The following is a 12,407-nucleotide window of genomic DNA, read 5'->3' as shown; positions in this document are numbered from 1 at the left end:
CCCGGCCCCCGTACAAGGCCTCATTCCCCCATGCCCACGTCCGGCGCGGCGTGGCGCTTCGGCGTGGCCGGGGGACCGGTTCGGCGCCGGGAGCCCGCGCGGGGGCGGACCTTCGCCCGTAGCCTGGAAGAGGTCGGCCCCGGGGTCCGCGGCGACTGCCCGAGCCGTCCGGATCCTGAAATCCGGGGTCCGAAACAGGCGTGATTCGCGCCACCCTTGATCGGGGTTGCGCTCAGATGAGCATTTTCGAGATGGCTGCACTTCTGGAAGACGTGGCACTCAGTGCCACCCTGCTGGATTCGAGAAGTGAACTCACCTGGTGAGTCATCCGCTCAGGTGAGCGGCTATGGTCAAGTTTCAGCCATGTCGCATTCAGGAGGTGAAGGCGGAGCATCAGGTGCTTCGGCCGGGCGAGCCTTTCGATCTGCTGGCGGACGGGTGGTTGCGGCCGTATGACGACCAAGTGGACGTACCCATCCACCTTCGATCTGGGTATGTTCCTCGCCGTCAGGGCAGCCACCGCGTCCTCGAGGAGTCGAGACCCGTGTCGGAAAACAAAGATCCCCAGAAGTTCGTCTACGACTTCACCGAGGGCAACAAGGATCTGAAGGATCTTCTGGGCGGCAAGGGTGCGAACCTCGCCGAGATGACCAACCTCGGGTTGCCCGTCCCTCCGGGCTTCACGATCACCACCGAGGCCTGCAAGGTCTACCTGGACAGCGGCGACGCGCCGACCGCGCTGCGCGACGAGGTGAGTGCGCACCTCAAGGCGCTGGAAGAGCGCATGGGCAAGCAGCTCGGCCAGGCCGACGACCCGCTCCTGGTCTCCGTCCGCTCCGGTGCCAAGTTCTCCATGCCGGGCATGATGGACACGGTCCTGAACATCGGCCTCTCCGACGACTCGGTGGCCGGTCTCGCCACCCAGTCCGGCGACGAGCGCTTCGCCTGGGACTCCTACCGCCGGCTCATCCAGATGTTCGGCAAGACCGTCCTCGGGGTCGACGGCGACCTCTTCGAGGAGGCGCTGGAGGCGGCGAAGGACGCGAAGAAGGTCACGGTCGACACCGACCTCGCCGCCGCCGACCTCAAGAAGCTCGTCAAGCAGTTCAAGAAGATCGTCGAGTCCGAGGCCGGACGCGCGTTCCCGCAGGACGCCCGCGAGCAGATGGACCTGGCCATAAACGCGGTCTTCGACTCGTGGAACACCGACCGGGCCAAGCTCTACCGCCGCCAGGAGCGCATCCCCGGCGACCTCGGCACGGCCGTCAACGTCTGCTCGATGGTCTTCGGCAACCTGGGCCCCGACTCCGGCACCGGCGTCGCCTTCACCCGCGACCCGGCCAGCGGCCACCAGGGCGTCTACGGCGACTACCTCCAGAACGCGCAGGGCGAGGACGTCGTCGCCGGTATCCGCAACACGGTGCCGCTCGCCGACCTGGAGTCGATCGACAAGAAGTCGTACGACCAGCTCATGCAGATCATGGAGACCCTGGAGAACCACTACAAGGATCTCTGCGACATCGAGTTCACCATCGAGCGCGGCCAGCTCTGGATGCTCCAGACCCGGGTCGGCAAGCGCACCGCGGGCGCCGCCTTCCGGATCGCCACCCAGCTCGTGGACCAGGGCCTGATCGACGAGGCCGAGGCCCTCCAGCGCGTCAACGGCGCCCAGCTCGCCCAGCTGATGTTCCCGCGCTTCGACGACGAGGCGAAGACCGAGCTGCTCGGCCGGGGCATCGCCGCGTCCCCGGGCGCCGCCGTCGGCAAGGCCGTCTTCGACTCGTACACCGCGATCAAGTGGTCCCGCTCCGGCGAGAAGGTCATCCTGATCCGCCGCGAGACCAACCCCGACGACCTCGAAGGCATGATCGCCGCCGAGGGCATCCTGACCTCGCGCGGCGGCAAGACCTCGCACGCGGCGGTCGTGGCGCGCGGCATGGGCAAGACCTGTGTCTGCGGCGCCGAGGACCTGGAGGTCGACACCAAGCGACGCCGCATGACCGTCGGCGGCCGGGTGATCGAGGAGGGCGACCTCGTCTCGATCGACGGCTCCACCGGCAAGGTCTACCTGGGCGAGGTACCCGTCGTACCGTCCCCGGTCGTCGAGTACTTCGAGGGCCGGATGCACGCCGGGGCCGACGACGCCGACGAACTGGTCGCCGCCGTGCACCGGATCATGGCGTACGCGGACCGGGTGCGCCGGCTGCGGGTGCGGGCCAACGCCGACAACGCCGAGGACGCGCTGCGGGCCCGCCGCTTCGGAGCGCAGGGCATCGGTCTGTGCCGCACCGAGCACATGTTCCTCGGCGAGCGCCGCGAGATGGTCGAGAAGCTGATCCTCGCGGACACCGACGACGAGCGCGAGAGTGCGCTCGCGGCTCTTCTCCCGCTCCAGAAGGCCGACTTCATCGAGCTGTTCGAGTCGATGGACGGACTGCCCGTCACCGTCCGCCTCCTCGACCCGCCGCTGCACGAGTTCCTGCCCGACATCACCGAACTGTCGGTGCGCGTCGCGCTCGCCGAGTCCCGCAAGGACGCCAACGAGAACGACCTGCGCCTGCTCCAGGCGGTGCACAAGCTGCACGAGCAGAACCCGATGCTGGGGCTGCGCGGGGTGCGCCTCGGCCTGGTCATCCCCGGTCTGTTCGCGATGCAGGTGCGGGCCATCGCCGAGGCCGCCGCCCAGCGCAAGAACGCCAAGGGCGACCCGCGCCCCGAGATCATGATCCCGCTCGTCGGCACGGTCCAGGAGCTGGAGATCGTCCGCGAGGAGGCCGACCGGGTCATCGCCGAGGTCCAGGCGGCCACCGGCACCGACCTCAAGCTGACCATCGGCACCATGATCGAGCTGCCGCGCGCCGCGCTGACGGCGGGCCAGATCGCCGAGGCCGCGCAGTTCTTCTCCTTCGGCACGAACGACCTGACCCAGACGGTGTGGGGCTTCTCCCGCGACGACGTGGAGGCCTCGTTCTTCACCGCGTACCTGGAGAAGGGCATCTTCGGGGTCTCCCCGTTCGAGACGATCGACAAGGACGGCGTCGGCGCGCTGGTCCGCAGCGCCGTCGAGGCGGGCCGGGCCACCCGCCCCGACCTCAAGCTCGGCGTCTGCGGCGAGCACGGCGGCGACCCCGAGTCCGTGCACTTCTTCCACGAGGTGGGCCTGGACTACGTGTCCTGCTCGCCGTTCCGGATCCCGGTCGCCCGTCTTGAGGCCGGCCGGGCCGCAGCCGAGTCCCGGGGCAGTGACAGCCGCTGATCCGGACTCACCGGGTCGGGGCCGCAGGGACGGGGCCCGGACCCACCGGTCGGGGCTGCACGAACAGCCTCCGACCTCATGGGCAGGGCTGCACGAACAGCCCTGCCCACCGACCAGGGCCTCGAAGGCCCCGCCGAGAAGCGGCGGCACCCTGTGCGGGGGTGCCGCCGCTTCGCCTTGCGCTGACCGCGAGCGACCGGCTGACCGGAAGCTACCGGCGGATCGGAAGCCACCGGCTGACCGGATGTGACCGGCGGTACGGAAGTGGCGTGTGCGGAAATGACCGGTGATACGGGGAAGTCGTCAGAAGCGCGCACCGAATGTCGCGGAAGAATGTGGCGCAGAGCACATTGCTTCGTTTAATGCGCAAAGAAATTCAGGTGGCGGGCCGGGGGACCGGGGTGCGGTCCATGGATCCCCACCCATGGACCGCACCCGGCTTACCCCCGTCGGGTACGGAGCCGCACCGTCGCCCACCGCCGCCGAACACACAAAGCCCCCCACGGCCTTCACGTGCTCATCCGGTGGGCACCGGATGCGTACCCGACGCCGTACAGCTTTTCGGCTGGAGCGGAACGGGGCGAGACCTTTCACTTCTGGCCGAAACCCCGTGGTGACCTCCTGTGACGGTCCGCATACCCTTCGGTGGGGGCAATTGCGGATGCAACAGGTGGGGGAGTAGTGCTGCGTATCCATGTGTCCAGGCTGGACCTTTCGCGGGTGCGGATGGCCACGAGGCCGGACGCGCTGTGGGAAACCATTCTCAGTTTTCACCGGATCAGGGACCGGCGTGCTTCGACGGTGTTCGGGAAATGGCGTTCGGAATCCCGGGCGCGGTTGAATGGTGAAGCACAGCTGCTGGCGGCGGTCGTCCCGCCCCGCGGCTATTTCCCGGATTTCCTGACGCCCTCCCAGGAGGGCGCCGAGCCTTTCGGGCTCGACGTCGGAATGGAGGCGCTGCGCGACACTCCGGCCGACCGCGTCCACGCGGAGCTGGAGCTGCTGGCCGCCGGGCGGATACGGCAGCGGGCCGGCCTGCCCGCCGGCCCGCGTCAACGGGACCCCGGAGCGGGGAGAGCGAGCGCGGCGCTGCCCGCCGCGCTCATGGAGGGCCGTGCCGAGCCGCTCGCCCGGCTCATCGGGGCCCTCCGCAGCTACCACCACGCCGCCGTGGAGCCCTACTGGCCGCACATCCGGGCCAGCGTCGAGGCGGACCGGGCCGTCCGCGGCCGGGCCCTGCTGGACGGCGGGGCGGACGGGCTCCTGGCCGCGCTGCCGCCGATGATCCGGTGGCGTTCGCCCGTACTGGAGGCGGACTACCCGTTCGACCGCGATCTGCACCTGGACGGGCGCGGGCTGCTGCTCCAGCCGTCCTTCTTCTGCCGGGGCACCCCCGTGGTCTACCGCGACCCGTCGCTCCCACCGGTGCTCGTCTACCCGGTGGCCAACCCCGGAGCCCCGGTCTTCGCCGAGCCGGGACCCTGGCTCGGCCGGCTCGTCGGACACACCCGCTCGGCCGTCCTCTCCTCCATCGGCAACGGCTGCACCACCAGCGAACTCGCCCGCCGGGCCGGAGTGTCGCTGGCCTCCGCGAGCCAGCACGCCTCCGTGCTGCGCGAGGCGGGCCTGGTCCTGACGCTGCGCCACGGCAGCTCGGTCCTGCACACGCTGACTCCGCTCGGCGGCTCCCTGCTGCGCGGCGGCGCCCCGCTCGCCCTGCCCTGAGCCGTCCCGCCCCGGGTGCGCCGCGAAAATCCGTCCGCCGAACGGCGATGAGTTCCGCACGGCCCCGCCGTCTAACCATCGAAAGCGCCGGACGGACCACCGCGGGCGCCACGGGACAGAGGAAGAGGAAACGATCATGGCTCAGATGATCTTCGTGAACCTGCCGGTGAAGGACCTGGAGACCACCAAGGGCTTCTTCGAGAAGCTCGGCTACGGCTTCAACCCGGCGTTCAGCGACGACAAGACGGCCTGTCTGGTCATCAGCGACACCATCTTCGCCATGCTGATGACGGAACCGCGCTTCAAGGACTTCACCAAGAAGGATGTCGCCGACGCCTCGAAGACCACCGAGGTCATCCTGGCCCTGAGCTGCGACAGCCGCGAGGAGGTCGACCGGCTGGCGGACGCCGCCCTGGCCTCCGGCGGCTCCCCGGCGGGCGAGACGCAGGACCTCGGCTTCATGTACGGCCGCTCCTTCCAGGACCCCGACCAGCACATCTGGGAGGTCATCTGGATGGACCCGGCCGCCGCCGCCGGGGACCAGGGCTGAGCCGGGGGACGTGCGCCGGGCCGGGGGACGGGCGCCGGCGCACGTGGGGCGTCCGCGTCAGCCGCGGAAGGGCCCCTTCACCTCGTACGTGATGCCCCCGGACGAGCTTCCGCTCGTCCCGCGCTGCGAGGAGAAGTAGAGCCGGCCGCCGTCCGGCGAGAACGCGGGCCCGGTGATCTCCGAACCGGACTGGCCGGTGATCCGCAGGAACGGGGCCACCGTGTCGTCCGGCGTGATCAGGCAGATCTCCATGTTCCCGCCGTCCTCCGCGATGTAGAGGTCCCCGGACCCGGACCGCGTGACGTTGTCCACGCCGGTCAGCGGGGCCGAGCCGCCCGTCACCAGCGAGTCGTCGTAGGCGAGCGAGATCGACGAGGCGTTCGCGTCGTACGCCCACACCCGGTTGTCGCCCTTGGTGGTGAACCAGCAGGTGCCCGCCGCGTAGAAGCAGCCCTCACCGCCGTTGAACACCTTCGCCCCGGAGACCTGGTGCCGGGTCTGGGTGGAGGAGCCGGCCGGATCCGGCACGTTCGCCCAGGTGACCGGAGTGGAGGTGGCCGTGCCGGCGACCAGCACCTGGAGGGTGCCGCTCGACAGGTTCCCCCAGGTCGTGGGCCGGAAGCGGTAGAAACGGCCGTCGCTCTCGTCCTCGGTGAGATAGACGTACCCGTGGTCCGGGTCGGCGGCGGCGGCCTCGTGCTTGAAACGGCCCATCGCCGGACGCCGCACCGCCGCGTTCACACCCCAGGGGTCGGTCTCGTACACATACCCGCGGGTGACCTCCTCGCAGGACAGCCAGGTCTTCCACGGGGTCGCGCCGCCCGCGCAGTTGTTGTTCGTGTCGGCCAGGATCCGGTACGCGGACGTCACCGTCCCCGAGGAGTCGAACTTCACCGCGCTCGCCCCGCCCCCGCTGCTCGGGGACACCTCGGCGTTGGAGACATAGATCCAGCCCGAGCCGTCGGCGTACGTCGCCCCGCCGTCGGGCGCGCTGTGCCAGCGGTAGGAGGTGCCGGGCACGGTCTGCCCGGAGCGGGCGACGATGCGGCTGGTGAAGCCGCTGGGCAGTTGGATGCCGTTGCCGTTGGCCGCCTGGAGCGCGCCGTACGGGCCGGGGGCCGGCTGGGCCGGGTCGGCGAAGGCGGCGCCCCGCCACAGCGTGCCGCCGAAGGCGGCCGCCGAGCTGCCGATCACCGCGGTGCGCAAGAAGGTCCGACGTTCCACGATCACTCCACGCATGAGTGTGGGCCCGCCGCTCCGGACGGACCGGCGGGTCGCGCGTCAGGACTGTAGGAGTACGGAGTTGACGGAGCGTCAAGAAAAGGTGAACGGACGGCGGAGGGGTTGCGCGGACGGACCCCGGCGGCCGGGTCAGTCCGCCCGCACGGCGAACACCGGCACCGCCGCCTCCTCGTCGTCCAGGCACGTGCCCGTCGCCAGGTCGAAGCGCTGCTTCAGCAGCGGCGAGGCCACGAAGGGCCGCCCCCCTGCCGAGCCGAGCAGGCCGCGCGAGAGGACGTACGCCCCGGTGAACGGGTCCCGGTTGCCGATCGCGTACACCCGGCCGGCCCGGTCCATGAAGACGGCCGCCTGGTCCCCGTCCGGCAGCAGCACCGCCACTCCCCGCCCGGGAATGAGCAGGGCCCGGTCGCAGACCGTCAGCCAGTCCTTCCCGTGGGCGAGCCGGACGCATCCGGTGTCCTGCGCTGTCGTGATCGTCACGGTGGTCATCAGGAGGCGGTCCCTTCGAGGGTGCGGACGGCGAGCACGGGTCCCGCGAGCAGTTCCAGATCCGGCTTGATCTGGTCCCGCTCCGGAACGAACCTCACCGAGGGGTCGGGCGCGTCGGGGGCGTTGACGAAGGTGACGAAGCGCCGCAGCCGGTCCGGGTCGTTGATGGTCTCGGCCCACTCGTCGCGGTAGCCGGCGACATGGTCGGCCATCATCCGCTCCAGCTCCTCGCAGAGCCCCAGCGAGTCGTGGACCACCACGTCCCGGACGTGCTCCAGGCCGCCGTCGATCCGCTCCAGCCAGGCCGAGGTGCGCTCCAGACGGTCGGCGGTGCGGATGTAGAACATCAGGAACCGGTCGATCAGCCGCACCAGTTCGGCATCCGAGAGGTCCTGGGCCAGCAGGTCCGCGTGGCGCGGGGTGGCCCCGCCGTTGCCGCCGACGTAGAGATTCCAGCCCTGGGCGGTGGCGATGATCCCGAAGTCCTTGCCCCGGGCCTCCGCGCACTCGCGGGCGCACCCGGAGACCGCCGACTTCAGCTTGTGCGGGGAGCGCAGGCCCCGGTAGCGCAGCTCCAGGTCGATGGCCATCCGCACCGAGTCCTGCACGCCGTAGCGGCACCAGGTCTGCCCCACGCAGGACTTCACCGTGCGCAGCGACTTCCCGTACGCGTGCCCGGACTCGAAGCCCGCGTCCACCAGTCGGGTCCAGATCAGCGGCAGCTGGTCGACCCGGGCGCCGAAGAGGTCGATGCGCTGACCGCCGGTGATCTTCGTGTACAGGCCGAAGTCGCGGGCCACCTCGCCGATGACGATGAGCTTCTCCGGGGTGATCTCACCGCCGGGGATGCGCGGCACGATCGAATACGACCCGTTGCGCTGGAGGTTGGCCAGAAAGTGGTCGTTGGTGTCCTGGAGCGCCGCCTGCTCGCCGTCCAGCACATAGCCGCTCGCGCCCACGGTCGGCGCGAGCGAGGCGATGACCGAGCCGACCGTCGGCTTGCAGACCTCGCAGCCGTCGCCGCCCCGCGCCTCCTCGCGGCCGTGCGAGTCGAGCAGGGAGGCGAAGGAGGTGACCTCCAGGGTGCGGACGATCTCGTACAGCTCGCCGCGGCTGTACGGGAAGCAGCCGCACAGCCCCGCGTCCGCCGGCGGCGGCATCAGCTGACCGATCACCTTCAGGCAACTGCCGCAGCCCGTACCGGCCTTGGTGCACTTCTTCACCTCGGGCAGCGTGCTGTGCTCGCAGATCGCGCCCTTGGTCACGTTGTGGCAGGAGCAGATCACCGCCTCGTCCGGCAGCGCGGAGGGGCCGAGCGCCACCGGGCCGCCCGTCCCGGCCGGCAGCACCAACTGCTCGGGGGCGACCGGCAGCACCGTGCCCGTCATCGGCCGCAGCGTGCCGTACTGGTCCGCGTCCCCGACCAGCACCCCGCCCAGCAGCGTCCCGTCCCGCCCGATCACCAGCTTCTTGTAGACCCCCGCCCGGGCGTCGGAGTACACCACGTCGAGCGCCCCCTCGGCGCTCCCGTGCGCGTCGCCGAACGAGGCCACGTCCACGCCGAGCAGCTTCAGCTTCGTCGACAGGTCCGCCCCCGTGAACGCGGACCGGCCGCCCGCGATCACCTCGGCCGCCGCCTGGGCCATCTCGTAGCCCGGCGCGACCAGCCCGTAGACCCGGCCGTCGGCGGCCAGCGCGCACTCGCCGATCGCGAACACCGCCGGGTCCGACGTCCGGCACTCCTCGTCCACGACGATCCCGCCGCGTTCCCCGACGGCCAGACCGCACTCCCGGGCCAGCTGGTCCCGGGGCCGCACGCCCGCCGAGAAGACCACCAGGTCGACACCGAGCGAGGAGCCGTCGGAGAGGGCCATCCCGGTCACCGCGCCGTCCGCGCCCGCCAGCACCTCCTGCGTACCCACCCCCGTGTGCACGGCGAGGCCCATCTCCTCGATCGTGCGCAGCAGCGCCGCACCCCCGCCCTCGTCCACCTGGACCGGCATCAGCCGCGGCGCGAACTCCACCACATGGGTGGCGAGCCCGAGCCCCTTCAGGGCCCCGGCCGCCTCCAGCCCGAGCAGCCCGCCGCCGACCACCGCACCGGTCGCCGCCCCCTTCGCGTACTCCTCGATCGCGAGCAGGTCCTCGATGGTCCGGTACACGAAGCAGCCCCGGGCGTCCTTCCCCGGCACCGGGGGCACGAAGGGGTACGAGCCCGTCGCCAGCACCAGCGTGTCGTACGGGAACACCGCCCCGGACCGCGCGGTCACCGTCCGCCCCGCCCGGTCGACGCCCGTCGCCGGGTCGCCGACGTACAGCTCGATGCCGTGCCGGTCCATGAAGCCCGCCTCCACCAGGGAGAGGTCCTCGGGACTCCGCCCGTCGAAGTACGAGGTCAGCCGGACCCGGTCGTAGGCGGGCCGGGGCTCCTCGCAGAGCACGACGACCCGGGCGGTGCCGGCCGCCGGGGTCAGCCCCCGGTCGGCGAGGGCCTCCAGGAACCGCTGGCCGACCATGCCGTGCCCGACGACCACGATCGTCGGAACGGCGCTGTGCGCCAGGGCGTTCGGGGTGGTGGGCTCCGGCATCTCAGTGGCCTCCGTCGGTTGTCCTCATGCCCCGAGCGTGGGCGGGAGGTGTTACCCGGCCGCATCCCGCCTGTTTCCCGGGCGGAACCTTGCGCTCAGCGACGGTGCGGGGGCCCTGTGAGGGGCCAGGAGGAAGGGGCTCGGCGACAGGCGTCTAATGTCGGGTCGTGCCTGACATAACCCTGACCACGCTGGTGCTCCTCTGCCTTGCCGCGGCCGCCGCGGGGTGGATCGACGCGGTGGTGGGCGGCGGGGGGCTGCTGCTCCTGCCCGCGCTGCTGCTCGGCCTGCCGAACGTCCCGGCGGCCCATGTCCTCGGCACCAACAAGGCCGTCGCGATCGTGGGCACCTCGGGCGCGGCCGTCACCTTCCTGCGCAAGGCGCCGGTACGGGTGGGGCTGGCGGTGCGGGTCGGGCTGATGGCGCTCGCCGGGTCGATGACCGGGGCGTTCTTCGCCGCCGGGATCAGCAGCGAGGTGCTCCGCCCGGTGATCATGGTCGTGCTGCTGGGGGTCGCGGCCTTCGTGCTGCTGCGCCCGTCCTTCGGCACGGCGGCGGCGGGCGACGGCACGGACCGGCCGGTGGCACGGGCCCGGATCGTCACGGCGATCGTGCTGGTCGGCGGCGGTATCGGCTTCTACGACGGGCTGTTCGGGCCGGGTACCGGCACCTTCCTGGTGCTGGCCCTGAGCGCCGTGCTCCACCTGGACCTGGTGACCGCGTCGGCCACCGCGAAGATCGTCAACGTGTGCACCAACGCGGGGGCGCTGGCGATGTTCGCGTACCAGGGCACCGTGCTGTGGCAGCTCGCGGCCGTGATGGCGGTCTTCAACCTGGCGGGCGGCATGATCGGGGCCCGGATGGCGCTGAGCCGGGGCAGCGGCTTCGTCCGGGCGGTGCTGCTGACCGTGGTGTTCTCGCTGGTCGCCAAGTTGGGCTTCGACCAGTGGAACGCGTGACGGCCACGGGCCGCCGACTCAGCGCACCTCGGTCAGGTGTGCGTACGCCACCACGTTGCCCTGGTAGCCGGTCTCCTTCGAGAAGCCGCCGCCGCAGGTGATCAGCCGGAGCGACGCGTGCGGCGAGTCGCCGTAGACGCGCTGGTCGGGGAAGTCGTCGTTGTCGTAGACCTCGATGGCGTCGATCGAGAACACGGCCGTGCGCCCGTCCTCGCGGACGACCTCGACCCCGGTCCCCTTGGTCAGGGCCCCCAGGGCGTAGAAGACGGACGGGCCGTCCGCGTTGTCCACGTGCCCGGCGACGATCGCGGTGCCCCGCGCGCCGGGCGGGACGCCGCCCTCGTACCAGCCCGCGAGGTTGCGGTCCTCGTCCGGCGGTACGTCGAGGCTGCCGTCGGCGGCCAGCCCGAGCCGGGTCATCGGCGCGTCCACCTCGATGCTCGGGATGCGGATGCGGACCGGCTCGGAGGGGTTCATCGGTTCGGCGACCGGGGAGCCGGGCTGGAGCTGGGGCCCGGCGGCGAAGGCCTGGGCGCTGGAGGGCTGCGGCGGGATCAGCTGGCCGCCGGGGCCGTTCTGGATGAGCCAGACGCCGCACAGCACGGCGATGCCCACCAGCCAGCCCTTGGCCTTCTGCGCGCTCGGTGACACGGCGTCGTCCTCGGTCGGTGGTCCGGGGCGGGCGGGGCGCGCTCGGGGACGCACCCCGCCCGGTCAGGGGGGAAGCGGCGGTTCAGCTTCCTTCGGCGCCCTCGGTGCGGCGGCGCAGCAGCCACAGTCCGCCGACGGCGGCCAGGCCGATCACGCCGACGCCGAGAGCGACCTGCGTGGAGTTCGGTTCGACGCTGCCGCCGACCCCGGTCCGCACATGGCCGGACGGGCGGTCGTGGATGGGCTTCTCGTGCTTGCCGCCGCCGATCACTTCCAGATCGCCGACCGCGTCCTTGCCGTTGTCGCAGGAGACGATGATCTCGTAGGTGCCGGGCCGGGTGTCGTGCGGCACGGTGAACTTGCCGACCACGACCTCCTTGTGGGTGCCGGGGCGTACCTCGAAGTCCCCGGCGTCCAGGGAGTTCGCGTCGCCGATGCCCGAGCCCTTCTTGCCGCAGGCGGTGGTGTTCACGGTGACGGTGGCACCGGGTGCCGCGGTCGACGGGGTGATCTCCAGACGGCCGAAGTCGCCCGCGTACGCGGACGGAGCGGCGGCGGTGAGACCGAACGCGATGACGGTGAACGCGGCACCGACGGTGCCGGTCACGAGGCGGGCAGGACTGCGCATGGGGATCCTCCGGGCAGACGGCGCGAGCGGGTGTGTCCTGTCCCGAGCCAACGGGGGCCGGGCCCGCCACGCCTTCTGACATGGGGTCAGCTTTCACCCGTACGGACCGGCGCGGCACCCTTGCCGGAATGGATCACCGCAGGTCGCGGCCGTGCGGCTGGGCCGTTCGGTCCGTGCTGCCGGTCCGGGTGCCGATCGGGTGAGGCGCACCGGCAAAGTGTGATGCAGGTCACATGAATGACCTCGCGGGCCCCGGGCACACGCATGACACCCCCCACGGGACGGATCTCCCGCCCCCACGGCACCCGCCCCCCTCCGG

The 12,407-nt window shown here is 71.4% G+C and carries 9 protein-coding genes; 4 read left to right on the top strand and 5 right to left on the bottom strand.

From position 1 onward, the window contains the following. The first annotated feature begins 544 nt into the window (after positions 1-544). From ppdK to HET64_RS29315, 3 genes are all read left to right on the top strand, one after another. On the top strand, positions 545-3,256 hold the full coding sequence (gene ppdK, locus HET64_RS29325) for a pyruvate, phosphate dikinase (RefSeq protein ID WP_215110181.1): 2,712 nt from the start codon (positions 545-547) through the stop codon (positions 3,254-3,256). 681 nt (positions 3,257-3,937) lie between these two features. Further along, on the top strand, positions 3,938-4,981 hold the full coding sequence (locus tag HET64_RS29320; RefSeq protein WP_215110180.1) for a helix-turn-helix transcriptional regulator: 1,044 nt from the start codon (positions 3,938-3,940) through the stop codon (positions 4,979-4,981). Between the two features lie 136 nt (positions 4,982-5,117). Next, positions 5,118-5,531, top strand: coding sequence for a VOC family protein (locus HET64_RS29315; protein WP_215110179.1), 414 nt, complete (start codon positions 5,118-5,120; stop codon positions 5,529-5,531). Positions 5,532-5,588: 57 nt separating this feature from the next. Here HET64_RS29315 and HET64_RS29310 read toward each other — a convergent pair whose 3' ends face one another. The 3 genes from HET64_RS29310 to nirB form a co-directional block, all read right to left on the bottom strand. Continuing rightward, positions 5,589-6,755: an alkaline phosphatase PhoX gene (locus HET64_RS29310; RefSeq protein ID WP_215110178.1), complete on the bottom strand. Its 1,167-nt coding sequence runs from the start codon at positions 6,753-6,755 to the stop codon at positions 5,589-5,591. A gap of 147 nt (positions 6,756-6,902) precedes the next feature. Next, positions 6,903-7,262: a nitrite reductase small subunit NirD gene (nirD, locus tag HET64_RS29305; RefSeq protein ID WP_215110177.1), complete on the bottom strand. Its 360-nt coding sequence runs from the start codon at positions 7,260-7,262 to the stop codon at positions 6,903-6,905. Continuing rightward, the gene (nirB, locus tag HET64_RS29300; RefSeq protein WP_215110176.1) at positions 7,262-9,850 is read right to left on the bottom strand and encodes a nitrite reductase large subunit NirB; all 2,589 of its coding nucleotides are present in this window, start codon (positions 9,848-9,850) and stop codon (positions 7,262-7,264) included. Before nirB ends, nirD begins: the two co-directional genes overlap by 1 nt. Before the next feature lie 167 nt (positions 9,851-10,017). Here nirB and HET64_RS29295 point away from each other — a divergent pair, with 167 nt between their 5' ends. Then, positions 10,018-10,809, top strand: a complete 792-nt coding sequence (locus tag HET64_RS29295; protein WP_215110175.1) for a TSUP family transporter — start codon at positions 10,018-10,020, stop codon at positions 10,807-10,809. Positions 10,810-10,827: 18 nt separating this feature from the next. On the opposite strand, the gene HET64_RS29290 is transcribed toward HET64_RS29295, so the two are convergent. Both HET64_RS29290 and HET64_RS29285 read right to left on the bottom strand, forming a co-directional pair. Further along, positions 10,828-11,460 (bottom strand): class F sortase, encoded by a 633-nt coding sequence (locus tag HET64_RS29290; protein ID WP_215110174.1) that lies wholly within the window; start codon positions 11,458-11,460, stop codon positions 10,828-10,830. Between the two features lie 82 nt (positions 11,461-11,542). Then, positions 11,543-12,088, bottom strand: coding sequence for a hypothetical protein (locus HET64_RS29285; protein WP_215110173.1), 546 nt, complete (start codon positions 12,086-12,088; stop codon positions 11,543-11,545). Positions 12,089-12,407: the final 319 nt, after the last annotated feature.

Source organism: Streptomyces sp. McG3, from assembly GCF_018619185.1.
In the GTDB taxonomy this organism is placed as follows: domain Bacteria; phylum Actinomycetota; class Actinomycetes; order Streptomycetales; family Streptomycetaceae; genus Streptomyces.
Note: the sequence above shows the minus strand (reverse complement) of the source record. Positions and strands in the feature narration are given on the sequence as shown.